A 26,411-nucleotide genomic window follows, 5' to 3' on the forward strand; every position below is an offset into this window, starting at 1 on the left:
TGGATACGCCATGACCCTCTCCCCGCTCGCCACCCAGCACTGCCAGCCGCGCAAGGGCGCGGAGCACGCGCTCGACCGCGCCGCCATCGACGGCTACCTGGCAAGCCTGCCCGGCTGGAAGGTCACCGCCGACGGCAAGGCCATCGTCAAGGATTTCCGTTTCCCCGACTTCCACCACACCCTCGGCTTCATCAACGCCGTGGGCTTCATGGCCAACCAGGAAGACCATCATCCGGACCTCGAAGCGGGCTACGGCCATTGCCAGGTGTTGTGGTCCACCCACGATGTCGGCGGCCTCTCCCTGAACGACTTCATCTGCGCCGCGCGGGTCGAGACCCTGCTGGACCACTGAGATGCACCCGCGCAACGCCCGCTGGGTGGCCGTGGCGAGCGCGATCCTGGCGCTCGTCACCCTCGTCGCGTTGCCGCGATTCGGAGCGACGGTGGTGCGGGCGGCGATCGAAAACGAGAGCGCCGCGGATCGGGCCGCGTTCGCCGCCGGCGACTCACCCTGGTCGTGGCGCTTTCGCGAGCGCGACGACGTGGTCGCGGGCCGCGCCTTCGGTTCCGGTGTCCTGACGGTCGTCGAAGACGGCCTGGCGTTCCGGGCCACGGACGGTTCCGCCATGGAGATCGGCCTTCCCCTCGCGAGGCCCGTGGATGTGAGGCGATTGGACCGCTTGCGGCTGAGCGCGGAGGCGTCGGCACCCGGCAGCTATGCCTGGGTGGCGAGGGAAACGCTGACCGGTCCACTACGGCGAGCCACGCTCGGTGCATTCCCCGGAGGCCCGCTGCCACCCGTTCTTCGACTGGATCATCTGGACTGGACCGATCCGGCGGGACGACCGGCTGCGCCGCCTGCCCGCGCAGCCATGCTGCGCCTGGAGGTGACGCTTCCCGCCGCGGCCACGTTCACGCTGCACGAGGCGTCGCTGGTGCCCGCAGACGGTCCGATCCGACCGCCGGTCGGCGCCCTTCCTTCCAGGCTCTCGGCCGAAGGACTACTCGCATGGCGCGACCACGCTCGCGCGGCCGATCCGCTGGTGACCTTCGGTCCGGGGACGGGAGCCTGGCCTCCGGGAACCGCGTCTGGCCCCACGCACGCGCGGCTGTCATGGTTGCCACCGTTCGCCTACGTGCTCGTGCTCGGCGCTTTCGTGGCATCGGCCCTGCTACGGCAGCGCCGGCCGTCCGTCGTGGCCACAGGCTCGCCCGTAGCGGTGCCTCCCGTCGTGAACACGCCGGCGCCAGCCATCCACACGGACAACGGCTTCCGCCCGCCTGCCCTCGTGCGCGACCTGGTCGACGTCGTGCTCGTCCTCATCGGCCCACTCTGGTTCATCGCGGGACTGGGGCTCTCTGATCGGCCGGACCCGCCCGGCGTCACGATGTTCGTGGCAGGCGCGGCCTATGCCTTCTTTCTCGATGCCACCGGCATGCTCCCGCGCTGGCTCTGGCTCGGCACGTGGCGCGCCGCCGGCTGGCCGCTGCTGGCGGTACCCGCGGCCCTTTGCGTCGTCGTGTTTTTCGGTCACGCCCCTGCGTGGCCGCCCTTGGGGCGCGTGGCGGTGTATGTCGGCTGGGCCCTGTTCCAGCAATGGCTGATGTTGGCGGTCGTCGGGGCCTTGCTGGCACGGGCTCTGCCCCGTCCGCTGGCCGTGTTGCTCACCGCCCTGGCCTTCGCGCTGCTGCACACCCCCAACGGCCTGCTGATGCAACTGTGCTTCGTGGCCGAATTCGGTTGGGCCTGGTGGTACTTCCACCGCCGAGCCCTGCTGCCCGTGGCGTTGGCGCACGCGCTCAGCGCGGTCCTCCTGCAGGCAGGCCTGGCTGGCGGCCTGCTCCGGTCACTGGAAGTCAGCGCGCGATTCCTGGGCTGACGCAGCGAAAGCCCCTGATGAAGCCGATTTGTGGGAATGAAGCCGATTGTGGGAGCCGATTTATCGGCGATAGGGGCTGGCCGAGAACTGGCCGCTGCCGCGGATCGCCGCTGAAGCGGCTCCCACCAGGTCGAGGTCGTCTCCTACCGATCAGGCGTCAGCTGCGCCGATCAGCGGTCAGCCGCGCAGATTGTCCAGGAACGCCTTGAGATCGTCGGGCAATGGGGCGGAAAAATCGTAGTTCTTGCCGCCGAGGTCGAAGCTCATCCGCGCCGCATGCAGGAACATCCGCTTGAGTCCCTTGGCGCGGAAGCGCTTGTTGGCTTCTTCGTCGCCATACTTCGGGTCGCCGGCCAGCGGGTGGCCCGCATACTGGGCGTGCACGCGGATCTGATGGGTGCGGCCGGTGCCGAGCGTGGCCTGCATCAGGCGGGCGCCCGGGTACTGCTCCAGTTCCTGGAAGAAGGTGAGCGAGGGCTTGCCGGCATCGTCCACGCGGACCAGGCGCTCACCGCCATGCATCACCGACTTGAGCAGCGGGGCGTTGACATCGAATTTCGCCTTGCGCGGCGTGCCGGTCATGAGACAGAGGTACTGCTTGGTCACCTCGTTGTCCCGGATGAGCGCCTGCAGGCCGGTCAGGCCCGGGCGGGAGCGCGCCAGCACCAGTACGCCACTGGTGTCGCGGTCCAGCCGGTGGACGAGTTCCAGGTGTTCGTTGGGCCGGGCCGCCCGCAGCAATTCGATGGCGCCATGGCTCACCCCGCTCCCGCCATGGGCGGCGATGCCCACGGGCTTGTCGATCACCAGGAAATGCTTGTCCTCGAAAATGATCGAATCGGTGACCGCCCGGACCATGCCCGAAGGCGCGACGCTTTCATCGCGCTCGGCCACGCGAACCGGCGGAATTCGCAGCATATCGCCGAGGGCGAGGCGGGTCTCGGGCTTGGCGCGCTTGCCATTGATGCGCACCTGCCCGGTTCTCAGCAGACGGTAGACCAGGCTGCGCGGCACCCCCTTGAGCAGGGTCATCAGGGCGTTGTCCACGCGCTGACCGTCCCGCTCGGGGCCGATTTCGACCTGGCGCACACCTTGGCCGCCGTCGAGGGAAGTTACCGTCTGCATTGATAAAACTCGAAATTGATAGGATACTCGGCGGGCGCCAGGCTCCGCTGAAGACTCATCTCTCGCGGGGTGCCAGTACCGCCACGCAAGGCGAGTGTCGCGCCATTCCGTCCGAGGGGTCGGAGGGCGAGGACACCCTACATCGTAGCGGTTCGGGTTGCGGTTGTCCGGCTAATCCGTAAGGACGCGGACCGGTTGCAAGGCGCTTATTCACGAATCACGCCGGGTCCAGGTATCGGTCCCGGATCCCATGCCGCTTGAAGCCTCACCGCTGCGGCGCGATCCCCGGCAGGCCGCCACATGGGCGCCACCGCGGCGCGCGGCCGCGCGGCAAGGCCGAGGAACCCACAATGAAGCGTATGTTGATCAACGCGACTCAGCGCGAAGAGTTGCGTGTGGCCATCGTCGATGGTCAGAACCTGTACGACCTGGACATCGAGATCCCGTCCCGGGAACAAAAAAAGGCCAACATCTACAAAGGCCGCATCACCCGCGTCGAACCCTCCCTCGAAGCCTGCTTCGTCGACTATGGCGCCGAACGCCATGGTTTCCTTCCCCTGAAGGAAATCGCCCGCGAGTACTTCAATCCGAACGCGGAAGGTAAGTCGAACATCCGCGAGCTCCTCAAGGAAGGCCAGGAGATCATCGTCCAGGTCGAGAAGGAAGAGCGCGGCAACAAGGGCGCCGCCCTCACCACCTTCATCAGCCTCGCCGGCCGCTACATGGTGCTGATGCCGAACAACCCCCGTGCCGGCGGCGTTTCGCGCCGTATCGAGGGCGAAGACCGGCAGGCACTCAAGGAGGCCATGGAGCACCTGTCGGTGCCCGACGACATGGGCCTCATCGTGCGCACCGCCGGCATGGGGCGCGACGCCGAGGAACTCCAGTGGGACCTGGACTACCTGCTGCAGCTGTGGAAGTCGATCTCGGCCGCCGCGAACTCCCAGAAGGCTCCCTTCCTGATCTACCAGGAATCGAAGCTGTTCATCCGCGCCCTGCGCGACTACCTGCGCAACGACATCGGCGAGATCCTCATCGACGAGGAATCGTTGTTCAACGACGCCCGCGACTTCGTCCAGCAGGTGATGCCCAACAACCTGCGCAAGCTCAAGCTCTACCAGGATCCGACCCCGCTCTTCTCGCGGTACCAGATCGAGACCCAGATCGAGAGCATCTTCGAGCGCAATGTCCGCCTTCCCTCGGGCGGTTCCATCGTCATCGACCAGACCGAAGCCCTCACCGCCATCGACATCAACTCGTCGAAGGCGACCAAGGGCAGCGACATCGAGGAAACGGCGTTCAACACCAACCTCGAGGCCGCCACCGAGATCGCCCGCCAGCTTCGCATCCGCGACGCCGGCGGCCTGATCGTCATCGACTTCATCGACATGGACAGCCCGCGCCATCAGCGCGAGGTCGAAGAGCGCCTCAAGGAGGCTCTCAAGGCCGACCGTGCGCGCGTCCAGATCGGCCGCATCTCGCGCTTCGGCCTGCTGGAGATGTCCCGCCAGCGCCTGCGTCCGAGCCTCGGTGAAGCCACCCAGATCGTCTGTCCGCGTTGCGAGGGCCACGGCCACATCCGCAGCGTGGAATCGCTGGCGCTGTCCACCCTGCGCCTGATCGAAGAACACGCGATGAAGGAGAACACCGGGCAGGTCCTGGTGCAGGCGCCGGCTACGGTCGCCAACTTCATGCTCAACGAGAAGCGCGCCAGCATCGTCGAGATCGAACTGCGCCACAGCGTGCACGTGGTCGTGGTCGCCGACGAGAAGCTGGAGACCCCGCACCTGGAGATCACCCGTATCCGCGAAGCGGACATGGGCGAGCACAGCAAGCCCAGCTACGAGCGGACCACGCCGATCGCGGCCGCGGCCCTGCCCAAGATGGGCCAGGCCCTTGGCAGCGGCGAGCAGCCGCTGGTGACAGGCGTGGTTCCGAGCACGCCCGCTCCTCTGCGCGATGAAGACACCGACGTGGCCGTCGCCGCGCCTGCGCCGGCCAGCCGTGCGCCCGCTCCGGCGGCGCCGTCGTCCGGTGGCTTCTTCTCCCGCCTGTTCGGCAGCCTCTTCGGTGGCGGCACGGCGGCGGCTCCCGCACCGGCGCCCGCACCCGCCCGTCGCGACGACGCCCGCCAGGGCGGTCGCAGCGACCGTGGCCCGCGGCGCGAAGATCGCCGTGGCAACGAAGGACGCGGTGGCCGCGGCGAGCCGCGCCAGTCGCAGGGGCAGCGCAAGGACGGCAACCCGCAGGCCAAGGGCCAGCAGCCCAAGGGCGGTAACAAGCCGCAGCAAAACCGCGGTGAGCCGCGTCAGGGCGAAGAAAAGCAGGCCCGCCAGAAGGATCCCCAGCAGGGTCGTCAGGGCCGCCAGGAGCAGGCCGCGCAGGGTGGCGAAAACAACCGCCGCCAGCAGCAGCCGCGAGGCGAGCGCAAGCCCCAGGGCGAGACTGCCGACAAGGCCGTGACGGCCGCCGTAGCCGCGACCGCGGCGACGCAGGCAGCGACGTCGTCCGCACCGCGCGTTCCGGCGGACAGGTCCGCCCCACCGGCGGCGAAAGACGAGGACAAGCTGGTCCAGGTCGCTACCGACACACCGGCGACGGACATCGAAGCCACGATCGCGGCGGATGCCAACACGTCTCCGGGCGAAGGCACCAAGGAAACCGAGGGCGGCCAGCGCCGCCGTCGCGGCCGCCGTGGTGGCCGTCGTCGCCGTCGCCAGGAAGACGGTAGCCAGGCCGGTGCCATCGAAGGCGGCAGCAATGCCGAGGACATGGACGACGAGGACGGTGACGACGTATCTCCGGCCGAATCCGGCCGCAGCGAACCCGCGCGTACCGAGACCGCACGTTCGAGCGCCAGCGTTCCGCCCATGCTCGACACCGCCGAAGCCGCCGAGAATGCCTTCGCGGTGGAACCCCCGGTGCATACGGGCTCGCAGCCGGCCGAGGTCGATCTGGCCGATGAGGACAGCGTACCGTCCGCGTTGACCCTGCCCTCGCTGCCGAAGCTTCCGCCCATTCCGGGCCACGCTCCCGCACCCGCACCGACCGCGCATGCTCCGACGGAAGCCGCCAGCCCGGCCGACTCGGCGCAGACCCGCACCGCGGAACGCCGCCAGACCGAATCGGATGCGCCGCTCAAGAGCGCCCCCGTGACGGGTTCGGCGCCTGTCCCGGCCGCCGCGTCCATTCCCGCGGCATCCACGTCCGCGGACGAGCCCGCCATCGAACCGGCCGCTCCTGCCCGGTCGGCGTCCGTGCTCGACGCACCCGCTCGCGGCATTCTTCCTGAAACGGAAGAAGTGGCGCCGGTGCAGGCGCGTCCGGAGGCCGTCGTTAATGAAGACGCCCCTGCGGAAGAACCCGAGAGCGTGCCGGTAACGCCCCAGGCCAAGGAAGCAACCAAGGACGAGGACGCATCCAAGGACGAGGAAACGCCGCCGAAGGCCGAAAAGAGCGCGCCGCCTCCGGCCCCACCCGTGACACCCATGCCGAAGTCGGCCGAGGCATCGAACGTCTCGCCGGTGTCGCATACGCCTTCCGCGCCGGCGTCCGCGCCGGCCTGGACACCGCCTGCCCAGGGCGACCTGCTGACCCGGCCGCGCCAGGAACCGCAGGACGACAGTTCGCACGGCTGACAACGGCTGACATTGAAAGAACAAAAAAACGCCGGGCACTGCCCGGCGTTTTTTTGCGTCACGCCATGAACGACGTCAGCTGCCTACCTGGTGATTGTGCGTGTCCAGCAAGCCGTGCACGGTCATCAAGTGCGCCAGGCCGACGACATGTTCGACGTGCAACTTCTCCATGAGACGCTGCTTGTAGGTCGAAACGGTTTTCGGACTCAGGTTCAGCCTTTCGCCGATCGAGGTCAGTGGCATCCCGCGGACGAGCATCATCGACACCTCCATCTCGCGCGTCGACAACGTGTCGAACGGCGAATCCGAACCGTCGAGCGTGGCGAGTGCCAGCTGCTGCGCCACCGTGGGAGCGAGGTAACGCCGCCCCGAGGCTACCTGGCGCACGGCGCTGAGCAATTCCTCGGACGAGCAGCCCTTGGTGAGATAACCGAGGGCACCGGCGTCGAGCAGACGCTTGGGAAAACGCGCGTCATCCACTACGGTGAGGATGACGATATTCGTGCGCAGCTTCGCGCGAATCACGCGCTCGGTCAGTTCCACGCCGCTCATGCCCGGCATGTGGACATCGACGAGCGCGATATCGGGTGATTGGGAGCGGATGAGGCGCAGGCCTTCCTCGGCCGAACCCGCTTCTCCCCTGATCCGGAGATCGGCCTGCTGCTGCAGGATCATCCGGAAACCGGTCCTGACCAACTCGTGGTCGTCGACCAAAACAACGTTAATCATGTAATGCCCTCCCTGGGCCGACTGTACTTCTGTGCGCGCGTATCGGCCGCGCGCGCCTGCGAATGCATACAATGCCAGATGTGCAGGCGAGACAACCAGCGTGCACGTATGATCCGGCCGCCGCTCCGCCGCCTGTAGCGGTATCCGCCTTGGCATGTGAGGTGACATGGCCTGATGATCGTGTCATCGTCAGGCGCAGCTGCTTGTAGGTGAATGCCTCAGCACGATTTCGGCAGCGCTGCCCGACGACACCGGAAGGTGTGCCACATACGGAATCGCGGAGGCCACAGACCAGGCACTCCGTCCATCCAAGGACTCAGCAAGGACACCTCATTCATGGAAGACCGGACTTACCTCCTCGGAAAACTCGCGGCCCTGGAATCCGCCCTGGAAGCGGCCATCTCGACCCATCCGGAACCCGCGGCACTGGTGGCCGCGCTGGCGGAAGCCATGTCCCGTTACACACCGGAGCGGCGCCCGCGAAATGTCCGCTCCTTCGCTGAAGGATGGATGGCGATCGTGACACCTTTATTGACCGAACAGGCCAGCCGCTCGCACACGCCGGCCTCACGGCACCCCCTGTCGTAGCCGCCGGGCCCAGGCGCAGGGCCCTGGAGCGCACCGACGCCTTGCTCACGTGGTTCGCACGAATCCGTCAGTACGAAGGCGCCAAGGTGGAGCCTCCCGATGAAGGAGATGCCCATGGCCAATGAGAAAAATCGTCCGCCGCAACAACCGGGACAGGATCAGCCGCCGAAAGACCGGCGAGGCCCTACCGAACAGCCACGCACGGATTCCTCGGGCGATCCGGTGGATGACACCGGCGAGGACAATCACCAGAGGAAGTAGCCTTTCCCCCTAGCGCGGGGTATCCGGGCCGCCGGCATCGATGTCGGCTCGAACACGGCGCGCCGCCCGTGCGGCGGCGCGTTTTCGCAGCAGGAGGATGCCTCCGAGGATGAGGATGGCCGGCCCCCACCGACCACCGGTGGCTTTGGCGAGCAACTTGCCCGCCGCCATCGCGCCCAGGGTATTGACGTGGGAATCCGATAAGACCTTGGTCATGGCGACTCTCCCCGAGGTTCGTTACGCGATGCGCAAAGCGTCGCCGCGCCGGCATCGGGATCGCGTGAAGAAGGGGCCGAGGTCGCCTGCACGGCACCGGCGGTGGCAGGCCGATCTATAATGGTGTCGTAAACACCGCTACCGCCATGCCAAAGACACTCAACGACAGCCTTCCCTGGATCGCCATCGCGCTGGCGATCGCCGTGGGCACCGCTTATTTCGCCACGCGTCCGCAGCCGGAAACCTTCGACACCTGCATGGCCCGCCTTGCGCGGCCCAACGACGGCGAAGCCGATCGCGCGCTTACCCGTGCCGCTTGCGCGGAAAAACCGGGCGCGCCATCGAAATCGCCCGCGTCGCGTTGAACCCGGCAAGGCGCCTGGTCAGAAGTGCACGGGGATCCAGCTTCCCGAGATGCGCTCCTTCAACACCTGCACCGCCCTGCCCCGACCCTTCATGGCGACGGCCTGGTTGAGGGCGAATTCCACGGCCAACCCTTCCGTGCGGAACAGGTGCTTGTGCGCTCCCGGCAACAGCACGGTCCATGTCCTTTCGTTGATGGGCGGGAAGAACACGAAGATACGCAAGGGCCGATCCGAGATGTCCATCATCGGCGGCGCCGGAGTTCGGCGCGTACATCGCCCGGCACCTGGCCGACGCGCTTCACCGCGTCGCGGAGCGACTGCTCCGTCACCCCCAGCGAACGCACCCACCAGTTGACTTCGGTCCGGGACTCGAGATCGATTTTCGTGGCATCGGCAGGCCGCGCGCTGCGTTTCATCATTTCCATTGCCGTTCCCCGCTAAAGACCACAATTGACACCTCGCCCGTTACCCCCGCGTGACGAAAAAAGGGGCTGCACGGCGATCCCACTTACATGCGCATAACAACCCAAGGCGCATGGTGGGACACCCTCCCTCATACGAGGGGCCTAGTCACCCAACCGGACAAGTCATGCCCACGCAGAAGCCACCGGCGCGTTTTCCAAACGGCGCGCCCACCGACCGTTCGTCGGCAGCGTTCGTCTCCTACGTCTATTCCCATGAGCGCCGCGGCAAGCTTCCCGAGACACCGCGCGAGCCGGCCAAACGCCGGACGGGGAAACAGCCCTAACAGTAACAGGTAAGTGCATGAGCTTCGCCCCCCGTCGATCGCTGCCCGGACCTTGCCAGGTCACCGCGCATGCGGTCGACGAGGCATGCGAGGAGCTAGGCTACGCCCTCGATATCCTCTACGCCGCCGAGGCGGAATGGGACGAGCGCATGCCACGATCGGCCGGCGACATGCGAATGGCCGACCTGAGACACACTTGCCGCTACCTCGAGGACATCGCGCCGTATCGCGGCGTCGCTGAAGCGATCACCCTTCTCTGGCGGGCGCACCGCCGGCTCAAGGCGATGCGCGATGCCGACTATGTCGACATCGCGGAGGCCTGCACCCTGCTGCAGCGGATATCGGACGCCTCGGATTGGTCACGACCGGCGGTGCTGTTCGCCGAACGGTGTCATTGCATGCTTCCCGCGTGGCCCGCCAGCCTGACCGACCGTCCTCTTACCGCTGACACGTAGTCGCGGAAGCTCCCAGCCACGCCGGCAAGACCCGGGGCGCCACGACGATGCGATCCAGGTCAGGCGCCGGTGCGTCGGCATTGCCGAGCCCGATCGTGTTGGCCCCGGCCTTGAGCGACACATCGAGTACCTTGGCCACGGGATCATCGAAACTGCTGCCGTCGAGATCCAGCCTGATCGGCGCCTGCCCGTTGATCGTCAGGTAGAGCGTGCGCGGTCCCTTGGTGGCGTAGTCGATCTCCAGCTGGTAGCTCCCCGACGTGGGCACGGTCACGGCCGGGAAGATCACGGTGTTCGCGGACCCGACACCGATATTGCCCGCCTTGGCCAACCCCGAGAAGTAGTTGCTGAAGCCCGCGGTCACGGTACCGCCCAGGACCGCGGCCTCCGCCTCGTAGGTGGCCGATGCGGGAAGCGCGGCGTCACCGGCCCCACCGACGACGATGCGATCCAGGTCGGGCGGGTAGCTGGCCGCATTACCGAAACGAATGCGGTTGAATCCCTTGCGCAGGCATACCGGCAGCGTACTTTGCGACGGCAGCTGGAAGCTTCCACCACCGGCATTGAAGGTCTGCAACGGTCCGTCGTTGACCTGGTACAGATACGAGCGCAGGCCGAGCGTGAGCGAATCGACCCGCATGAGATAGGCGCCATCCCGCGGTGCGTAGACCCGATCGAAGCTCACCGTGTTACCCACGCCGAGTCCCAGGCCACCGACCTTCACACCGCCGGAGCAACCTGTGCAAGCAGCCGGCGCCGCCGTGCCGGCGAGCGTGCCCGCCTCGGCCTCGTAATTCGTGGACGGAACGGCTGTCGCATGGCCGGGCAACGCCTCGACCAGCAACAGCTGCGTGCCATGGCCGGGCAATTCGACACGGTAGCTGCCCGATGACGGCCCTTGTTCCTGGTGACGCCAGAGATCGCGCATGCGCCGGGCACCGGTCAGCCCCAACACGCGCCAGGGCAATTCGACGACCGCGCGCGTCGCATTCATGTTGAACAAGGCGACGTGGTAGCGGCCGCCGCCGAGGTCGCTCACCCATACGGGCAAGTCGCCACCGATGACCTGCAAGGCGGGCTTGCCGGACTGGTTCACCGCGATGACCTCGTCGTTGCCCGCCAACTGCTTGCCGGTGTCATCGAGCTTGGTAAGGTCGCCGCCCAGGTACAGGGGAGCGTTCGCCATCGCCCAGAGCGTGACGGCCGATCGTTTCTCGTCCACCGTCAAACCATCCTCGTCACCGTCGCCGATGTCGAGTGAATCGAGGTCGTTCCAGCCTTTCGACGGGCCAGCCACATCCTGCCATCCCGGCAGGTCGCGAAACCGTTTTTCGATGCGTGGCCAGTTGGTGAGCGTGGCGCAGCGGCTTTCGCATTCCACGTCGTCGTCGATGCGGCGCGCATTGGAATAGGCCTGCCACACGTCCTGGTAATCCTTGTCCACCGCCCAGGAGACGGTGAGCCAGATCGGACGGCCACTGCGTGAGATCGCCTTCGACCACGCGGCGACGTCGTCGCGGTTGTCGATGCTCAGGTCGTCGCTATACGAGCCCGGCGTGACACCGTCGAGCTTGATGAGATCCACGCCCCACGAGGCGAACAGCGCCACCACCGAATCCATGTATTCCTGCGCGCCGGGTTTGCTGAAATCGATCTTGTAGTGGTACGGCGATTCACCCGGCGCGCCGAACGCGTTACCGGCGCGATGCGGCAACGCCAGGATGTCCTGGACATGGTACGGCGTGCCGAGAATCGGCGAGTTGGCCTGGACCGCCGGTTCTTCCACACCGGGAATCCAGTAGATGCCCGCCTTTTGTCCATGACCGTGGATGTGATCGATCAATGCCTTGATGTCGGGGAAGGTGCGCGGATCAGGCGTGGGACGGCCGTTGGCATCGAATCCACCCTGCCAGCCGGAATCCAGGTTGATGTACGTGTACCCGTGCGCCTGCAAGCCGGACGCGGCGAGCGCATCCGATTGCGTGACCATATTGGCCTGGGTGAGGAAGGCGGGATCCAAGGTCTGCTGGCTGAAACTGCTCCATCCGAGGTAAGGCCTCTGCCCCACGCCGTTGACCTGCGCCGATGCCGCACTGGCGAGCGTCATCAATCCGCACGCGAGCGCCAGACGGGAAAATGCCGGAACCGAACCGTTCATCGCGTGACTCCTTGGTGGGAAGCTGTGCCTTCGCGTTCGAACACCACGCCGGCGGCCTGCAGGTCGCCCTTCATCACGAGGTCGATGCCGCGCTGCATCCAGTACGCGCCACTGGCCACGTCCGGCGTACCGGGGGCGACCTTGCCGTGCATGAGACGGAAACGATAGCGCGCCTTCACGTCGAGCCCCCGCAGGCGCAGTGTAGGGAAGGGACGGGCTTCTTCACCCTGGCGCTGGAAAGCGAACAGCACGGCCTGCGCACCGTCGTCGGCTACCGACTCCGTGGCCGACCACGGCGCGCGTTCCTGTGGCGATAGCAGGCGGTACAGCGAACCCCGTTGCACGGTGGCGCGGATTTTCTTGTACTCGGCGACATAGCCCCGCGCCGTCGCCTCTTCCGCGGGCGTCCAGTCCAGCAGGTTCGCACCGATGCCGAGGCCACCTTGCATCGACGACAGGAAACGGAAATCCAGGGAGCTGACGCGGTTGTTCACCCAGTTCGGCGAGCCCGTCACCCACGCCATCATCGTCGCCGGGGCATAGGCGTACGTGAAACCGTCCTGGATGGACAGGCGATCGGAGGGATCGGTGTTGTCCGAAGGCCACACTTCGTCCGTCAGCGCCATGATGCCCAGGTCCACTCGCGCACCACCGCCGGAACACGATTCGATCTCGACTTTCGGATGGCGTGCGCGCAGCTGCCGCAGGATGTCGTACAGGTTGCGCACGTAGGCCACGTAGACTTTCTGCTGTTCGTCGGGCGACATCTGCGGCCAGCCCGGTTCGGACCAGTTGCGGTTGTAATCCCATTTCAGGAACTGGATGTCGTTCTCGCTGAGCAGACGGTCGAGCACCTCGAGCAGGTGCGCCTTCACGTCCTCGCGCGCGAGGTTGAGCACGAGCTGATGGCGTCCTTCGCTGCGCTCGCGGCCCGGGAAGTTGAGCACCCAATCCGGATGAGCGCGGTAGAGATCGCTGTCGCGGTTGACCATCTCCGGCTCGACCCACAGGCCGAAGCTCATGCCCAGCCCGTGCACCTTGTCGATCAGCGGCTTCAGGCCATTGGGGAACTTACGGCGATTGACCACCCAATCGCCGAGGCCGGCGTGGTCGTTGTCACGCGCGCCGAACCAACCGTCGTCCACGACGAAACGTTCCACGCCCAGCGCCGCGGCCTTCTCGGCCAGGCGTTCCTGCCCCGGCTCGTCCACCTTGAATTCGGTGGCCTCCCAGGAGTTGTACAACACCGGGCGCAGCGCCGCGCGGGCACCGCCTGGCAGGATGCGATCGCGCTCGAACCGGTGCAGGAGGCGCGACGCCTCGCCGATACCGTCACGGGTGTAGCCCGCATAGAAAACCGGCGTGTCCAGCGCCTCGCCCGGTTTCAATCGATAGGCGAAGTCGAACGGGTTGTAGCCTCCGACGACGCGGACCTGGCCGAGGATGTCCTCGTCGACACGGATGCTCCATGAACCGCTCCAGGCCAGCGCACCGAACCACACGTCGCCGTGTTCCTCGTTCCATTCGCCGCCGCGGCCGATCGCGAACCAGGGATTGTTCTCGTCGCCCGTGCTGCCGCGGCGGCTTTCGAGAACGGTGGCACCCGGCGTGATGGCTCGTGTCTGCAGGTGCCATTCCCCCGCCCATGTACCGGTGAGATAGCGCAACGAATAGTCGTCCGCGCGGGGCAGGTTCCAGGTAGCCGAGGCGGCCGCATCGATCGTGAGCGCCTGTTTTCCCGCATTCTCGATGTGGGCGGATCGGCCGATGATGCCGGTCGAGGCATCGGCGGTGTAATCGAGGGTCACCGCCACGCCCGCTTGCGCGTCGCGCAGCAGGATCGACAGATGCTCGCCATCCACGCGGTAGCTGTCGTAGCGGAGCACCACGTCGCGGTTGCCGTCGTCGAGGCGGATCTTCAACGCGGGGGTGGCCGTCATCGCACCGCCCCAACCGGCGTATTCCTGTGGCGTGAGCGCACCCGCCGGATCGAACGACGAGCGTTCGGGCGCCGGGACGGCAGGACCGAGCGGATCGGCCACCGGTAGCCGTGCGCCCCAGTAAATCGTCTGCAAGATACCGTCGGTGTTCACGCCCATCGCATAGGTGACGTCACCCGCGTCCAGCCTGAAGACGCGGTGCGCGGGATCGTAGCGTGGCGATACCGTGCGTTCCGGCGAAGCCTTGGCGATGACGCCGACCGGGGCGGCGAGCAGGCTTGCCGCAAGCAACGTGGCAAAGCGGATCGTGCGGGCTCGTAGCTTCAACTGTGCGACCTCTCTTCCTTCCGACTATCCGAAGCCTCCGCACGAAAGGCGAAGGCACGTTCTAGGGTTTCACCCGGTGCCAGGTCGGTCATGCCGTTGGCGATGGGACCCCCCGGCAGGTGCACGGCATTGATCGGATGATCCACGGGTTCCATGCAAAAAAAGTCCTCGCCCTCTGGGACGTAGAGAATGTAACCATCCGTGTCCGCCTCGACATGCAGGCGCAACGCAAGCGCGGGCCACTCGATCGTTGCCTGCCCCCGCCACCCGACGAAAGCATGGTTCAGTCCGCCAGACGGCAGTTCGCGGTCCGACGAGAAATCCCACTCGGTAGGCACCGGCGCTCGCCGGACCGGCAACGGATCGTAGCCGTCGTTCAGCCAGACCGAGGTGGCGGCCGCGCGCAACCGGACACCGCCGTGCAGGGGAAAGAACGGATGCAGGCCCAGGCCGAACGGTAGCGCGAAGCTTCCCGTATTGGTGACGCGCAAAGCGACCCGCAGCGTGTCCCGCTCCAGCCGGTATTCCAAGCTGGCGCGGTACGAGTGAGCCTCGGGTGCGATCTCGTCCACCACCAGCACCGCCACATCGGCTTCGTGCTCACGGACCGACCACGCCCGTTGCCAACCGCTCCCGTGGATCGGGTAAGGATCGTCCTTGCGATTGAGCGCCAGCGCGATCCGCCTCCCCCCATGAAAAAAACCGCCGTGGGCAATGCGATTGCTCCACGGCAGGAGGGGGTAACAGGCGAGGCGGTTCGGTTCGTAGCGGCCTGGCGAGACTTCCGGCGATCCATCGCAAGGCCGCATCAATGGCAACTCCCGACGACCCTGCCCGAGCCAATCGAAGCGGGCGATGGCGCCGCCTGCGGAAGGAAGCAGGCAGACGCTCAACCGGTCGTTGCACAGCTGCAACATGTCAGAGCGAGGCACGCACACCGAGGAAGAACGTGCGGCCGTTGGCCTCGGCGTAGCTCTGGCGATCGTCGAAGACCTGGTACTGGTAGATCTTCTCGTTGTTGAGGTTGCTCGCATCCATGAACAACGACACGTGTTCGTTGAGCTTGTAGCTCGCACTCAGGTCCACCTGACCATAGGCCTTCACCGAAGTCGGCTGGCTCTGGTTGCCGGCGATCGACGCGAGGTACTTCGCGCGCCAGTTGTATGCGGCGCGGAACTCGACGGGACCCTTCTGGTAGTAAAGGCTCACGTTCGACGAGTTGCCGATGCCGGGCACGGCGAACTTGCCGGCATTGGCGATCTTGTCCGCGCTGATCGAGGCGTCGCTGGTCACATAGGTGTAGTTCGTCGCCACGCCCAGGCCATCGAACGGTGCGGGCAGCTTCGTGAACTGATAGTTGAAGGTGAGTTCGGCACCCTTGATCGTCGCCGTATTGAGGTTCACCGGCTCCGTCAACTGGAAGGGGAAGCCCAGCAGGGTCGCGTTGGTCGTGATGAGCGTGCTGAAGTTGCTGACCTTCTTGTAGAACAGGTTCATCGCGGCGTAGCTGGTCTCGTTGAAGTACCACTCCACGCCGGCGTCGTAGTTCTTCGAGATATAAGGCTTGAGCGCGGCGTTGCCACGGGTGATGGTCTGGTCCTGAGGACGGAAGTTATACGATACCGACGCCGCGAGGTTGCTCAGGTCGGGCCGGGTCAGGGTCTTGTACGCGGCGGCGCGGAACACGAGGTCGTCGCGCAGGTTGAGCTTGAAGTTCGCCGACGGCAGCCACTCGTGGTATTTGCCGTTCTGCGAGATGGGGCTCAGGGCGCCGTAAGTGGGGATCGCATTGGTCGGGTCGTTCGGGTTCACGGCGATGCCGACGATCGGTACCGAGTATGCGTAGGAGGTCGTATTGGTCTTGGTGTAGCGGATACCGGCGTTCAGCGTCCACGGCATGTCGCCATCGCCTTCCAGCGTCGCCATGCCATAGGCCGAACTGATCCGTTCCTTGATCATGCTGTAGGTGTTCGGATCGGGGTGTGCCGTAAAGCCGCCGCCATTCGCGTCGAGTTGCGCCTTGAACGCATCGGGATTGGGTAACTGGTTGTACGCGGCAGGGGTGGCCAGATAAGCGAAGAGCTTATTCACGTCATAGACGACCCAGTCCCTGGGGAACCCCGGGGCCGCACCACCGACCAGGCTGCCCGCATGATAGACGTGCGCACCCACCGCATCGGCGGGGACCGTGGCGACGTAGCCGCAATACTCGGCGCAACCGAAGCTGTTCGGCGTATTGTAGGTGACCTCGGTCTTGGTGCGGTTGGAATTGGACAAGCCGAAGTCCAGGCGCGAGAGCGTACCGTCGAGGAAGCTCTTCCCGAGGTGCAGCTGATTCTCGAAGATCTTGTCGCTGACGTTCGGACTCTGCGTGCCCTGATTGGTCACGTGGGCGTGCAGCGTGGAGGTATCGGTGGTCGGCAACAGTCCCGTATAGGTCGGCAGGTGATCGCCGCCGTTATTCGTCCAGACCGGGTTCACGCCGATGTTGCGCGTTCCCAGCACCACGAAATAGCCGTTCTGCGATTCCTTGTTCCAGGCCCGCGACACCGCGCTGTCCCAATCCAACTGCAACGACGGATCGATCTGCCAGTTGATGTGGCCGCCGATCTGCTCGTTGAACGCATCGCGCGGATTGGACTGCATCGCATAATCGTTCGACATGCCGCCGGACGGGTCGAGCACGAACTGCTGGGCCGTTCCATTGGCCCCCGGCGTGATCGACTGGATGATGCCGGTGTTGGTGAAGGCGCCGAAAGCGTTGTACTTCGAGTCGATCTTGTACTCGGAGAACAGGCCATCCAGCTTCACGGTGACACCCTCGACGGGCGCCCAGTCGATCGCACCGTTGAAGGATTTACGTGTCCGTGTCTCGTTGATCACCTGCCCTTGCAGTGTCTGCGGCAAGGCCACGCTGGTGTAGGCGGGGTTGATCCGCGAGAAGTTCTGGTTGGTCAGCCAGCCCAGGGTATCGATCGACTGCTCGACGTGGTCCCGTTTGTAATAGACCACCGAAGCCAGCCAACCGAAGGTATGGTCCTTGTTGGTGTTGCCGATGAGTCCGGACACCTTCGGCGTGGTCTTGCTCGCAAAGCCGCCATCGATACTGTCGTTGACCCCCGCGGCACTTCCCGCCGCGTGGAATCCGTTGAAGTCGAACGGCCGCGCGGTGATGACGTTGACCGTGCCGCCAATACCGCCCTCCTCCAGGTCCGGCGTGCTGGTCTTCTGCACCACCGCCTGCTGGATCACCTCGGAAGGCAGCACGTCGAAATCGAATGCGCGATCGGTCGCGGCCGTCGCCATCGTGCGGCCATTGAGCAGCACGTTGACGAAGTTGGGCCCGAAGCCGCGTACCGTAATCTGGTTCGATTCGCCGCCACTGCGGTTCACCGACACGCCGGGGACGCGCTGTAGCGCGTCGGCCACGTTCTGGTCGGGAAACTTGCCCGCCTCCTCGGCCGAGACCGAATCCACGGTATTGACCGCATCGCGCTTGGTCGACTGCGAGAGGAACAGCGATTGCAACTGGCCCGTCACGGCGACGCCATTGAGGTCGGTGACCGCCTTGCCGTCCTTCTGCCCCTTGCCGTCCTGTGCCTGGGGCGCCGCGGTGGGCGCCGGGCCCTGGGTGGAGGACGATGCATCCTGCGCGTGTGCGATGGACCCGCCGATGGAACAGATGCCGAGCATGCCAGCCAATGCGTTGCGCACCGACAGCGCGAGTAACTTCCGCTGCATTCCTACTCCCCTCTCATGATGGATGGCTCACGAAGGCCGCACGCTGCCTTCGAGGGCAAGCGGACTTGCTCCCGTGCATCGATGGACTTCGCTGATCCCGACTCTTCCCCGCTGGTGCGCAACGATCCGCACCCCGAATGGACGTCCATGGCCTGCACCCGCCAGGCGGAACGTCCGTGGGTCAATTGTAGTATTTTATGATTATATGTCCGCAAGCTGCGGCGCAGCATAAGCGGATACGGCAGCCGGGCGGCCTGGTGACGCCGTTTACGTGCCCTCTCCGTTCAACAGGAGAACGGAGGATGCGGCAGCACGAATGCCAACCGCTTCACATTTCCGGGATCTTGCGTCGGTGGCGTCAAGCTTTCTTGCGGCCGCGGCCACGGATATTGGTGCGCGATTCACTGACCATCCGCAGCATCGCCTGGCGCGCCACCTCGGGCTGGCGGCGACGCACCGCTTCATAGACTTTCTCGTGGTGCGGCAAGGCAGCCTTGAAGTTCGCCGCATTGCGTGCGGAAAGCAGGAAGAAGGTGCCCAGGGCGGTCTCGATGACCGAGAACAGCGAGACCATCAGCTCGTTGTTGGTCGCGCGAAGCAAGGTTTCGTGGAACGCGAGGTCGGCCTGGGCCCAGGCATCGAGATCCTCCGAGGCGGCCATCGCGTCATAAGCCGCCTTGAGGGTGACCAGCTGCGCATCGGTGCGCCGCCTCGCCGCAGCGGCCGCGGCGCCCGGCTCGATCAACTCGCGCATTTCCACCAGCTTCTCGACGAAGCTTTCCGTGGGCATGGAGGCGCAGCGCCAGGCCAGCACGTCGGCATCGAGCTGGTTCCAATGGATGGCCTCCCGCACCCGGGCGCCCGTGCGCTGCCGCGATTCGATCAGGCCCTTGGCCACGAGCACCTTCATCGCCTCGCGCAATGCGGTGCGGCTGACGTTCAAGCGCTCGGCCAGGACTTCCTCCCGTGGCAGCCCCTCCCCCGGCGCCAGCTCTCCACTGACGATAAGCCGCCCCAGCTGCTGGACCACCAGGTTGTGGAGGCCGCGCGCGGTCACGGGCTTCACCATGCATTGCTCCTTGGGATGTCTGGATTCTTCGCCATACCATTACACAGGTGCCCGCATGAGAGGTCGATATCCATGGAAAAGGCCGTGCATCGCTGCACGGCCCTGGGTCGAATGAGCGGGGAGGTTCGGCGGAGTGTCAGCCGTGGTCCTCGTTTTCGTGTGTCTGCTGCGGGGATTCAGGGTTCCGCGGTTTCTTTTCGACGCGGTCGCCGACGTTCTTGTCGTAGTCGCGTGGGGTTTTTGGTTTTTTCTCGGGTTCGTCTGGGGCGGATTGGAACAGAATGGTGCGATCCGCAGGATTGTCTTCGCCAAGTGACCCCGTCGTAGGTATGGACATGGCTCAATCTCCTCATGGGCGGGCCACCGAATATAAATGCAGCGTCGTTATCGTAGGCCCGTCTTTTCGTGAACTCCACGAACACGATCCGCATTTCCGCGGCGGCGCTATTTCGCAGCTTGATCGGACAAAAGCAGGCAATCCACTCTGTTCTGCGGTGCCATCTGCCGCTCCGGCCGCTCGGCACTAGAACGAGGAAACCTGTCTCTCACTGCCAGACGAAATAGTCCCGACAGTGAGAGCTGACGGAACTTTTCCGTCATCCGGCCCGATCAAAGCTTATGGGTTGAATCCACTCCCCGAAGGGGAGAGGCCTGACACTTGCGACGGTGCGGGCAATCCACAACCAGGGTGATGCCAGAACGGACCTCCCGCGTACTGCACATCGTTGCAGTACTGCTGTATGGAACGACCGGTCGCGCTACGGAAATAGTCGACCGTCATGACAGCTCCTCCGCTGAAACTGCATTGCCACGCCGAACTTGCATCGGGCGGACAGCTAGGACCGTTGTTACACTCGACACTCTCTTCGATTCGGAATGGGTTACCCGGATCGATAATGCCCGCATGGTAACCCACGTTATTGCAGTACAGCAGTTGCTGGCCAATCACCTGATCGTTCGCGTCGAAGTAGATCACGCTACGTCCGACGGCCGGAAGAGCCATCGCGGTCATGGGCAGAGCGGAGACCATCAGAACAAGTGCGGCAAGGGCAGCCTTCCAACTACGCAACATACGCCGTTCCCCTTATCGATTGCCTCGGGTTGAGGCGGAGCGACTATATCGGCAAGAACTTGCGGCCAGCCGGATGGAAGCAAAATAGAGAAACGCCCTACACGTATTCGGCAGAAGTCCTAGGAAAGGCAAGCGAGATCACCAGCCACCCTAAAAAATTAAGCAGCCTCCGAGAAAGCGCGTCTTCATCTGCTTGGTAGTCCCCTGTGTTTTCTGCTGTTGCCCCGTCACAAAATGTAAGGTTTCCCTTACAGGGGTAGGGACGGTCGCCTACATACTCCGCCGATTCGGCCCCGGTACGATCCCCGCGCTCTTCGAATTTCCGTAGGGCAAAATTTTAAAGGGGAATCACATGCTTTCGAAGTCGATCCGCAAGAGTATTGTCGCCTTCTCGTGCGTCTTGGCTCTAGGTACAAGCACCTCGGTCATGGCTACCGCACACACCGAAGTGTCTGCAAGCGCGATCCAGATTCAGAGCTACGGTAACGTCGGCCCGGTTCTCTTCTATACGGGCTCCGTTTGCAGCAATCAGCATCTAAATCTCGACCCGATTGCCGACGTGGACACGCAAAAGCTGCTTTGGGCCGCAGTTCTCTCGGCCAAGGCGACCGGATCAAAAGTTGGCTTCGATTACGACTTCAATGCCGATAACTGCATCATCCGATCCTTCTCCGTCAACCCGAACTGAGGGGGCTATCGTGAAGGTCAAACCCGCAGGAAGCTTCGTCAGTCCGAGCGGATTGGCGATGGCCCTAGCGCTCTTCGCATTCTCGGGGGCGGCGCTCGCAGAGTCGACGACTTGGACTTCTATTTCAGTGGAAGGTTCGGCAATACCCGGTAAATCCGTGATGCTGGTCGTTCAAGTTACGGGTAAGCACCTGGTGTACGAACCCGGACCCAATGCGTTTGGTGGCAACATCAATATCTATGTAAACGGTGAACTAATCACCAAGAATATGGCTGTGGTTGCCTGGTCAACTGGAATAACCCGCAAAAACGATTCAGGGTGCGGTTGCACATTGATATTCGCAGACTCGACCATACAGCGATTCCCTTATGTCCTTCCAGCAGGGCAGAAGCAATACACCTTTTCTGCCAGGTATGGTGGTGACAATGAGAGCCATTCCTCGGACTCCGCAGCATTGGTGCGGAATGCACAAACACCGCTGAGCCCCGCTGTCCTCCAGCTACTTTCGAACTAGCAGCATGGGCGGGGGCGCCTGTCTGCCCCCCGCCCACAACTTATCCCGTAGCAATTCAAAGATAGGATTGGGCCCAGTCTGTAAACTTGGCTAAAAGCGATACTCCGCTCTGGCTCCCCATACATTGACTGAGTACGCAGTTGTGTTTCCGGGTACATCACGAAATGATGGCTTATAGCGATCTAAAGTAACCGACAGATTGATGTGACTCGTTAGCCTGTATCCGACGCCAGCACCAAAATAGCGGCCATCGTGCCGATCCTTGATATCGGTTCTGTAGGTATCGGACAGGTCATCAAAGGTTCCGACGCTCTTGATGACAAAGTTCGTTCGGTAACGCGCCATGCCGTAGCGTGCCGACACATTCCAGCTATCCGTCACGTCCCACTGCCCATTGATGCCGAGCATGTACGCCTTCGCCTTGTATGACCGACGCTCGCGCCAAGTGCTCGGGTGATCAATCCCATCTACGTCGGTAAACACATATTCGTCGTGAGAGTGCTCGCTCGCCTTGCCCAGGTCTCCGTACCCGCCCTCGACGCCCAGACTAAGCGTGCGAGCAACTGCCCAACGATAACCAACTAGTGCAGCAAAGGCTCGATCATTTCGGTCACGTGCCAGGTCACGGTCGATCTGTGACCGACTCTGTCCGGCAGACAGCGAGATAAATGCTCCTTGGTCGGCTGCATACGCGACCGGAATGGTCGTGGAGCATGCGACCACTGCAAATAAAAGCTTCTTCATAGCCCCCTGTTCCCATGCGTCATATAAGACAGCGCTGGACCACGCGCCAGATCGGCGGGATCATCATATAAAGCTCGGCCTGCGTCTGTAGGAATTCCCTTACATGCAAACCATCGGCGAGGTGGGACAGCGACAAGCGGATGCTAGGATTCCCGAAATCATCGAGGAGCCGCCATGAATAGACGCATCGGGTTTATGTGCATCGCGGTCGGCGCAGCCTTCCAGGTCACGACGGTTGATGCCGCGGACAAGCCAAAGCTCAGTTGCGACCGCGGCGGCGACGTCGGGCGTTATGGAGGCACGGACTGGTTGGTGTATGGCTGCTCTGACGGCAAGACGCTCGCGTTCTTCAGTGCGGAGAGCAATCCGGCCAACCCGTACTATTTCATCCTTACACCGAAGGACGGCGGCTATCAGCTATACGGTGAAGGAACGGGCGAGAAACGCCTGACAGACGCCGCGTACGTTGAGATTAAAGCGTTTACATCAGCCCAGATTTCCGCACTGCTGCGCAGTCACGGGGCAGCAAGCCCCTGATCCGCATTCACCGTGCGGCGTGGTGCCTGTCCTCACCCTGCTTGCGAAGGTGAGTGTCAGGTGAGTGCGACGAGGGTTCACGGATGGCGGGGAGGTTCTTTGATACCCACTCTTCTCAACAGTAGTTCACCGTCGTTTACTGTGGCGCGTGCTCGTTATATGTCAGAAAGCCCTGTCGTTTCATTATCCATCGCAAATCGATTCCGTGTGCGATGGGTTTCCATATAGCCGTTCTGAGGATGTGTTCCCGTCCAGTGGAACCGAACACCGCACACGTGGCCCAACGTGAGCCTGTAGGGCATCCCCTACAACCAGACAGGACGTCGCCTACATACTCGACCGATTCTCTTCCACCATGATCCCCGAGCCAATATTGGCAAAAAAATCTGGGGCCGCCATGAAAAAGAATATCCGCCGAGCAGGCATATCCGCCTGCTTCCTCGTTGCTGTTGCATTCGCTAGCGCCGCAGATGCCTCAACCGGATTCGATGCACCTGTCAGCGGTTGGCTTGTTCAGGACTACCCCGCACCCCAAGGTGTCGTCCTTTGGTACACGCCGTCCACCTGTGGAAACGGCCAGATCATGTTTAACGCAAGCGACTCCCAGGATCGCCAGAACCGACTTGTCGCCATGGTCCTCGCCGCGAAAGCCATGGGTGGAAAGATGCATATTGAGTATGAAGTGGTAAATGGCGGCTGCATGATCAGCAACTTCGGCGTCATTCCGTCCTAACGCATCGCGCCGACCCCAAAGGACTCAGCATTGTGAAAATCGATCGATTTGTCACGCTCCTGGCAGGGCTGACCCTAAGCTTGGCCGCTACGGCGGAGACTGCGACCCAGAAATACTTCGGATACTTTGCTGGCGACACCGTGAATACGGTGACGTCACCGCCCTCCGATATCGGCTTCAACGAGATGAAGGGCCATAGCAATCTATATGCGATCATGGCGTGGCCGGGCGACACCTCGCCCTCGGGAAGAGCTGTGACGCAGTCGCAGGTACTCGAAAAGCTTGCGGCGGCGAAAGCCGCTCATGTGCACGCGATCGTTCCGGCCTATCCATTTGTGTTCCAGGCCGTGAGGGCCAGCAATGGCGACATCAGCTGCTGGAACAACGATCCGGGAGCTGCAGCATCCTGGGCGTCGCTATCACAGGCGATGGTAGATCAAGGCTACTTGATTCCGGGTGACCCGGTACATAGCACGGTCATTGCCGTGTACATCGTGGATGAACCGAACGGTCCAAGCACCTGCCTGAACGATGTGAATGGCCAGGCGAATCCGAGTTTCATCAACGGTATGAATGCCGTTCGTCAAGACGCGCATACCGCTAGCCTGCCCATTGCCTCGATTCTCGCAGGCAAAGGGTTTGACCGATTCTTCGCAGGCATGAAGATGCTCGATTGGGTCGGATTCGATGAATACGGCGACGATGACGGCAAGTGGGCGCGAACCTTCGCCGCACTCAAACAGTACGCGCCCGGCAAGAAGTACATTGTCGTCCCAGGCGCCATGCAAAGTTGCGACCTGGTTGACCTTGACCCGACCCAGAGATTCTTCACCGCCATCGAGAACGATCCAGACGTGACGTGGCTTGCACCCTTTGCCTGGTTCTCGGGCCTTGGCGGAAACGCGAGCTGCAAAGGTGTTCGCGACATTCCCGCCACGCGTGCCGCCTACACGGCCGAGGGTTTGAAAATCCGTTCTCTGCAGTGCAATAGCTCTCCCGGCGACACCGCATTCTGTAGTGGTGCGGCGAATGTGACATCCGCTGTTAATCTGCTTCTCAACTAATGACCAAGTCATAGATGGGAAACCCAACAGGCGAGCAGTCGCATCGCGCGCACCGCGTGATCGCAGCCTGAGGATAGTGTCCGCGCCGGGTATTGTTTGGCTTGGATACAACTCGCTATGGCGGGTTTTCCTCCAGAGCCAAGCGTTCGATCATATCCCGGTGCGCGATGCAAATCGCCCGGTTCCCTTTCGCTCGGCTCATGGTCGGCCCCTGGAAATCTGGGCCTTTCAGGAGCACCTCATGGCGAAGATCAAACTTACCAAGACCGTGATTGACGCTGATAGCCGCAGACCTACGATGTTGAACTCCGGGACACGGCGGTTCCGGGCTTATTGTGCAGGGTTGTCTACACCGAGTTGTGGAAACTCGATGTCGATTCGCAATAACTTGCTTATTGCGACAGGCCTCTCAAATTTTTGTGCGTCAGAATTCCCCTACAGATTGGCGCCACCGAACGGCCGATACTCGGGACGCGGCCAAGGACATGCCGTTCGCGGCAACCAGGGGCCATCGTCGAGCCGACCTATCCCAGTAGTCTTCGCCTGTTGATGCAGTTCAGCTCGTCGGCGGCGGAGTGGCGAAGATGACTGTCTTTTCCATCATGCGCAAAAGGAGTTTGATGATGAAAGCCGTTCAAATGGCCGTTCTGATGGCCTTCACCGTATGGGGTTCCGACGCTTTCGCGGCAGCGAATTTCCCCACCCAATCGGTCCAACGCGTCTATTTCAATTCGGCGGACCAGATCATCGGAGAGTCGCTCCGTTATTGCAGTGCCGATACTCAGCACTGGGGCCAGGCGGTGGAGAGTTCAGGCAACTGGGTGGAAGTGCTCTATTCCTGCGATGGGGTCGGGGCAAGCGTCGTATATGCAAGCGTATCGCCCAACATCAGGGCGACATTCTGTACCACGTACGTCGACGTATGCCTTGGTGATCAGCCCAATCCGCAATATCAGTACGTGGTCGGACCCATTACGCAGGGCTTCTATTCCAACTGACTTCGACCATCGATAGACGAGGCGGCACCGAGCCATCTTGGGTAGTTCACGTGCGTGCTGCTGTCGGGTATCGATGGGAGCCCGACGCAGTTGCTTCCAGGTTTCCCAAGAAGGGCCACCAGTGGCTCGCCGCTAACAAAAAAGCCGCCCCTGCAGAGACAGGGGCGACTTCCGAATTGGTGCCCGAGGCCGGAATCGAACCGGCATGACCGTGAGGTCGAGGGATTTTCTTACCACTTCGACTTTCGCCGCCAGCGCATGCGCTGTTCGTGGTCTGGAGCACGCCTTCACCATAGCCTTGCGACCTTAGGTGCCCGCCGTCTGCTCTCTACACCTTCCCACGAACCTTTCGATTCAGGGTTTGGCTCGGCGTTGGCTCGGACGCTTGCGCGTCCAGGGCGTTCACCGAATTTGACGGGCTTCACCTTCGGAGTTTCCTCCGGAGGGCTCAAATTGCTTCAAGTCCCTTGTGTCTACCAGTTTCACCACTCGGGCTGGCTTGACTCGTTACCGAATCCTACCGGTTTCGCCATCCGGGCGGAAAGAAAAAAGGCGCCTCCGCGTGAGCGGGTGCGCCTTGGAATGCGATGGAGGCCGAGGTCGGAATCGAACCGGCGTACGCGGATTTGCAGTCCGCTGCATGACCACTCTGCCACCCGGCCATCGCTTGCGCAGCGCGAAGAGTATCCGCGTGGCGCTTAAAAAACAAAACCCCGGATGTCCGAGGTTTTGTGGAATTACTTGGAGCGGGAAACGAGACTCGAACTCGCGACCCCGACCTTGGCAAGGTCGTGCTCTACCAACTGAGCTATTCCCGCGTC

The 26,411-nt window shown here is 63.3% G+C and carries 26 protein-coding genes and 2 tRNA genes; 13 read left to right on the plus strand and 15 right to left on the minus strand.

Annotation, left to right across the window (positions count from 1 at the left end; genetic code table 11):
* The first annotated feature begins 10 nt into the window (after positions 1 to 10).
* Both AB6730_RS08530 and AB6730_RS08535 read left to right on the plus strand, forming a co-directional pair.
* Positions 11 to 352: a 4a-hydroxytetrahydrobiopterin dehydratase gene (locus AB6730_RS08530; protein ID WP_371023221.1), complete on the plus strand. Its 342-nt coding sequence runs from the start codon at positions 11 to 13 to the stop codon at positions 350 to 352.
* Between the two features lies 1 nt (position 353).
* The gene (locus AB6730_RS08535; protein WP_371023222.1) at positions 354 to 1,880 is read left to right on the plus strand and encodes a type II CAAX prenyl endopeptidase Rce1 family protein; all 1,527 of its coding nucleotides are present in this window, start codon (positions 354 to 356) and stop codon (positions 1,878 to 1,880) included.
* A 177-nt stretch (positions 1,881 to 2,057) separates the two neighbouring features.
* Here the strand turns inward: AB6730_RS08535 and AB6730_RS08540 are convergent, their stop codons facing one another.
* On the minus strand, positions 2,058 to 3,005 hold the full coding sequence (locus AB6730_RS08540) for an RluA family pseudouridine synthase (protein WP_371023223.1): 948 nt from the start codon (positions 3,003 to 3,005) through the stop codon (positions 2,058 to 2,060).
* Between the two features lie 350 nt (positions 3,006 to 3,355).
* Here AB6730_RS08540 and AB6730_RS08545 point away from each other — a divergent pair, with 350 nt between their 5' ends.
* Positions 3,356 to 6,643 carry an Rne/Rng family ribonuclease gene (locus AB6730_RS08545; protein WP_371023224.1) on the plus strand — a complete coding sequence of 1,096 codons (3,288 nt, stop codon included), beginning with the start codon at positions 3,356 to 3,358 and terminating at the stop codon, positions 6,641 to 6,643.
* Positions 6,644 to 6,718: 75 nt separating this feature from the next.
* Here the strand turns inward: AB6730_RS08545 and AB6730_RS08550 are convergent, their stop codons facing one another.
* A complete protein-coding gene (locus tag AB6730_RS08550) occupies positions 6,719 to 7,372 on the minus strand; it encodes a response regulator (protein WP_306850494.1) in 654 nt (217 codons plus the stop codon).
* Between the two features lie 336 nt (positions 7,373 to 7,708).
* Here AB6730_RS08550 and AB6730_RS08555 point away from each other — a divergent pair, with 336 nt between their 5' ends.
* Positions 7,709 to 7,960, plus strand: a complete 252-nt coding sequence (locus AB6730_RS08555) for a hypothetical protein (protein WP_371023225.1) — start codon at positions 7,709 to 7,711, stop codon at positions 7,958 to 7,960.
* Between the two features lie 270 nt (positions 7,961 to 8,230).
* On the opposite strand, the gene AB6730_RS08560 is transcribed toward AB6730_RS08555, so the two are convergent.
* Positions 8,231 to 8,437 carry a hypothetical protein gene (locus AB6730_RS08560; RefSeq protein WP_371023226.1) on the minus strand — a complete coding sequence of 69 codons (207 nt, stop codon included), beginning with the start codon at positions 8,435 to 8,437 and terminating at the stop codon, positions 8,231 to 8,233.
* Positions 8,438 to 8,583: 146 nt separating this feature from the next.
* Between AB6730_RS08560 and AB6730_RS08565 the strand changes: the two genes are divergently transcribed.
* A complete protein-coding gene (locus AB6730_RS08565) occupies positions 8,584 to 8,802 on the plus strand; it encodes a hypothetical protein (RefSeq protein WP_371023227.1) in 219 nt (72 codons plus the stop codon).
* An 18-nt stretch (positions 8,803 to 8,820) separates the two neighbouring features.
* On the opposite strand, the gene AB6730_RS08570 is transcribed toward AB6730_RS08565, so the two are convergent.
* Positions 8,821 to 9,024, minus strand: coding sequence for a hypothetical protein (locus tag AB6730_RS08570; RefSeq protein ID WP_371023228.1), 204 nt, complete (start codon positions 9,022 to 9,024; stop codon positions 8,821 to 8,823).
* Between the two features lie 20 nt (positions 9,025 to 9,044).
* Positions 9,045 to 9,227 (minus strand): DUF3606 domain-containing protein, encoded by a 183-nt coding sequence (locus tag AB6730_RS08575; RefSeq protein WP_371023229.1) that lies wholly within the window; start codon positions 9,225 to 9,227, stop codon positions 9,045 to 9,047.
* Positions 9,228 to 9,391: 164 nt separating this feature from the next.
* Here AB6730_RS08575 and AB6730_RS08580 point away from each other — a divergent pair, with 164 nt between their 5' ends.
* Entirely contained in the window at positions 9,392 to 9,550 is a 159-nt protein-coding gene (locus tag AB6730_RS08580; RefSeq protein ID WP_371023230.1) for a hypothetical protein, read from the plus strand.
* A 17-nt stretch (positions 9,551 to 9,567) separates the two neighbouring features.
* Entirely contained in the window at positions 9,568 to 10,005 is a 438-nt protein-coding gene (locus AB6730_RS08585; RefSeq protein ID WP_371023231.1) for a hypothetical protein, read from the plus strand.
* On the opposite strand, the gene AB6730_RS08590 is transcribed toward AB6730_RS08585, so the two are convergent.
* From AB6730_RS08590 to AB6730_RS08620, 7 genes are all read right to left on the minus strand, one after another.
* The gene (locus AB6730_RS08590) at positions 9,989 to 12,163 is read right to left on the minus strand and encodes a CBM35 domain-containing protein (protein ID WP_371023232.1); all 2,175 of its coding nucleotides are present in this window, start codon (positions 12,161 to 12,163) and stop codon (positions 9,989 to 9,991) included. The two genes, AB6730_RS08585 and AB6730_RS08590, sit on opposite strands and share 17 nt — an antisense overlap.
* On the minus strand, positions 12,160 to 14,430 hold the full coding sequence (locus AB6730_RS08595) for an alpha-galactosidase (protein ID WP_371023233.1): 2,271 nt from the start codon (positions 14,428 to 14,430) through the stop codon (positions 12,160 to 12,162). Before AB6730_RS08595 ends, AB6730_RS08590 begins: the two co-directional genes overlap by 4 nt.
* Positions 14,427 to 15,362, minus strand: coding sequence for an aldose 1-epimerase (locus tag AB6730_RS08600; RefSeq protein ID WP_371023234.1), 936 nt, complete (start codon positions 15,360 to 15,362; stop codon positions 14,427 to 14,429). Before AB6730_RS08600 ends, AB6730_RS08595 begins: the two co-directional genes overlap by 4 nt.
* The gene (locus tag AB6730_RS08605) at positions 15,349 to 18,171 is read right to left on the minus strand and encodes a TonB-dependent receptor (RefSeq protein WP_371023235.1); all 2,823 of its coding nucleotides are present in this window, start codon (positions 18,169 to 18,171) and stop codon (positions 15,349 to 15,351) included. Before AB6730_RS08605 ends, AB6730_RS08600 begins: the two co-directional genes overlap by 14 nt.
* A gap of 358 nt (positions 18,172 to 18,529) precedes the next feature.
* Positions 18,530 to 19,240, minus strand: coding sequence for a FadR/GntR family transcriptional regulator (locus AB6730_RS08610; protein WP_371023236.1), 711 nt, complete (start codon positions 19,238 to 19,240; stop codon positions 18,530 to 18,532).
* Positions 19,241 to 19,376: 136 nt separating this feature from the next.
* Complete coding sequence (locus tag AB6730_RS08615) at positions 19,377 to 19,577, minus strand: hypothetical protein (protein ID WP_371023237.1); 201 nt, start codon at positions 19,575 to 19,577, stop codon at positions 19,377 to 19,379.
* Between the two features lie 279 nt (positions 19,578 to 19,856).
* Entirely contained in the window at positions 19,857 to 20,312 is a 456-nt protein-coding gene (locus AB6730_RS08620) for a hypothetical protein (protein WP_371023238.1), read from the minus strand.
* A gap of 352 nt (positions 20,313 to 20,664) precedes the next feature.
* On the opposite strand from AB6730_RS08620, the gene AB6730_RS08625 reads away from it, so the two are divergent.
* On the plus strand, positions 20,665 to 21,000 hold the full coding sequence (locus AB6730_RS08625) for a hypothetical protein (protein WP_371023239.1): 336 nt from the start codon (positions 20,665 to 20,667) through the stop codon (positions 20,998 to 21,000).
* Between the two features lie 10 nt (positions 21,001 to 21,010).
* Positions 21,011 to 21,514, plus strand: a complete 504-nt coding sequence (locus AB6730_RS08630; protein WP_371023240.1) for a hypothetical protein — start codon at positions 21,011 to 21,013, stop codon at positions 21,512 to 21,514.
* Positions 21,515 to 21,604: 90 nt separating this feature from the next.
* Here the strand turns inward: AB6730_RS08630 and AB6730_RS08635 are convergent, their stop codons facing one another.
* The gene (locus tag AB6730_RS08635; protein WP_371023241.1) at positions 21,605 to 22,258 is read right to left on the minus strand and encodes an outer membrane beta-barrel protein; all 654 of its coding nucleotides are present in this window, start codon (positions 22,256 to 22,258) and stop codon (positions 21,605 to 21,607) included.
* Between the two features lie 174 nt (positions 22,259 to 22,432).
* Between AB6730_RS08635 and AB6730_RS08640 the strand changes: the two genes are divergently transcribed.
* The 4 genes from AB6730_RS08640 (at position 22,433) to AB6730_RS08655 (ending at position 25,590) form a co-directional block, all read left to right on the plus strand.
* Positions 22,433 to 22,795 (plus strand): hypothetical protein, encoded by a 363-nt coding sequence (locus AB6730_RS08640; protein ID WP_371023242.1) that lies wholly within the window; start codon positions 22,433 to 22,435, stop codon positions 22,793 to 22,795.
* Between the two features lie 397 nt (positions 22,796 to 23,192).
* On the plus strand, positions 23,193 to 23,528 hold the full coding sequence (locus tag AB6730_RS08645; protein ID WP_371023243.1) for a hypothetical protein: 336 nt from the start codon (positions 23,193 to 23,195) through the stop codon (positions 23,526 to 23,528).
* A 32-nt stretch (positions 23,529 to 23,560) separates the two neighbouring features.
* Positions 23,561 to 24,592, plus strand: a complete 1,032-nt coding sequence (locus AB6730_RS08650) for a hypothetical protein (RefSeq protein WP_371023244.1) — start codon at positions 23,561 to 23,563, stop codon at positions 24,590 to 24,592.
* Between the two features lie 584 nt (positions 24,593 to 25,176).
* Positions 25,177 to 25,590 (plus strand): hypothetical protein, encoded by a 414-nt coding sequence (locus AB6730_RS08655; RefSeq protein ID WP_371023245.1) that lies wholly within the window; start codon positions 25,177 to 25,179, stop codon positions 25,588 to 25,590.
* A gap of 588 nt (positions 25,591 to 26,178) precedes the next feature.
* Here AB6730_RS08655 and AB6730_RS08660 read toward each other — a convergent pair.
* Together AB6730_RS08660 and AB6730_RS08665 are read right to left on the minus strand one after the other, a co-directional pair.
* Positions 26,179 to 26,252: transfer RNA gene (locus AB6730_RS08660), tRNA-Cys, on the minus strand.
* A gap of 80 nt (positions 26,253 to 26,332) precedes the next feature.
* Positions 26,333 to 26,408: transfer RNA gene (locus AB6730_RS08665), tRNA-Gly, on the minus strand.
* Between the last annotated feature and the right edge of the window lie 3 nt (positions 26,409 to 26,411).

It is taken from the genome of Luteibacter sp. RCC_6_2 (assembly GCF_041360655.1).
Classification (GTDB): domain Bacteria; phylum Pseudomonadota; class Gammaproteobacteria; order Xanthomonadales; family Rhodanobacteraceae; genus Luteibacter.

Excerpts from the sequence above, each read along its gene's own strand:
- AB6730_RS08530 (WP_371023221.1), top strand. The coding sequence starts at position 11 with ATGACCCTCTCCCCGCTCGCCACCCAGCACTGCCAGCCGCGCAAGGGC.
- AB6730_RS08645 (WP_371023243.1), top strand. The coding sequence starts at position 23,193 with ATGAAAAAGAATATCCGCCGAGCAGGCATATCCGCCTGCTTCCTCGTT.
- AB6730_RS08540 (WP_371023223.1), bottom strand. The coding sequence starts at position 3,005 with ATGCAGACGGTAACTTCCCTCGACGGCGGCCAAGGTGTGCGCCAGGTC.
- AB6730_RS08620 (WP_371023238.1), bottom strand. The coding sequence starts at position 20,312 with ATGTTGCGTAGTTGGAAGGCTGCCCTTGCCGCACTTGTTCTGATGGTC.
- AB6730_RS08545 (WP_371023224.1), top strand. The coding sequence starts at position 3,356 with ATGAAGCGTATGTTGATCAACGCGACTCAGCGCGAAGAGTTGCGTGTG.
- AB6730_RS08640 (WP_371023242.1), top strand. The coding sequence starts at position 22,433 with ATGAATAGACGCATCGGGTTTATGTGCATCGCGGTCGGCGCAGCCTTC.
- AB6730_RS08565 (WP_371023227.1), top strand. The coding sequence starts at position 8,584 with ATGCCAAAGACACTCAACGACAGCCTTCCCTGGATCGCCATCGCGCTG.
- AB6730_RS08590 (WP_371023232.1), bottom strand. The coding sequence starts at position 12,163 with ATGAACGGTTCGGTTCCGGCATTTTCCCGTCTGGCGCTCGCGTGCGGA.
- AB6730_RS08575 (WP_371023229.1), bottom strand. The coding sequence starts at position 9,227 with ATGGAAATGATGAAACGCAGCGCGCGGCCTGCCGATGCCACGAAAATC.
- AB6730_RS08610 (WP_371023236.1), bottom strand. The coding sequence starts at position 19,240 with ATGGTGAAGCCCGTGACCGCGCGCGGCCTCCACAACCTGGTGGTCCAG.
- AB6730_RS08535 (WP_371023222.1), top strand. The coding sequence starts at position 354 with ATGCACCCGCGCAACGCCCGCTGGGTGGCCGTGGCGAGCGCGATCCTG.
- AB6730_RS08560 (WP_371023226.1), bottom strand. The coding sequence starts at position 8,437 with ATGACCAAGGTCTTATCGGATTCCCACGTCAATACCCTGGGCGCGATG.
- AB6730_RS08585 (WP_371023231.1), top strand. The coding sequence starts at position 9,568 with ATGAGCTTCGCCCCCCGTCGATCGCTGCCCGGACCTTGCCAGGTCACC.
- AB6730_RS08550 (WP_306850494.1), bottom strand. The coding sequence starts at position 7,372 with ATGATTAACGTTGTTTTGGTCGACGACCACGAGTTGGTCAGGACCGGT.
- AB6730_RS08605 (WP_371023235.1), bottom strand. The coding sequence starts at position 18,171 with ATGCAGCGGAAGTTACTCGCGCTGTCGGTGCGCAACGCATTGGCTGGC.
- AB6730_RS08635 (WP_371023241.1), bottom strand. The coding sequence starts at position 22,258 with ATGAAGAAGCTTTTATTTGCAGTGGTCGCATGCTCCACGACCATTCCG.
- AB6730_RS08580 (WP_371023230.1), top strand. The coding sequence starts at position 9,392 with ATGCCCACGCAGAAGCCACCGGCGCGTTTTCCAAACGGCGCGCCCACC.
- AB6730_RS08625 (WP_371023239.1), top strand. The coding sequence starts at position 20,665 with ATGCTTTCGAAGTCGATCCGCAAGAGTATTGTCGCCTTCTCGTGCGTC.
- AB6730_RS08655 (WP_371023245.1), top strand. The coding sequence starts at position 25,177 with ATGACTGTCTTTTCCATCATGCGCAAAAGGAGTTTGATGATGAAAGCC.
- AB6730_RS08615 (WP_371023237.1), bottom strand. The coding sequence starts at position 19,577 with ATGTCCATACCTACGACGGGGTCACTTGGCGAAGACAATCCTGCGGAT.
- AB6730_RS08555 (WP_371023225.1), top strand. The coding sequence starts at position 7,709 with ATGGAAGACCGGACTTACCTCCTCGGAAAACTCGCGGCCCTGGAATCC.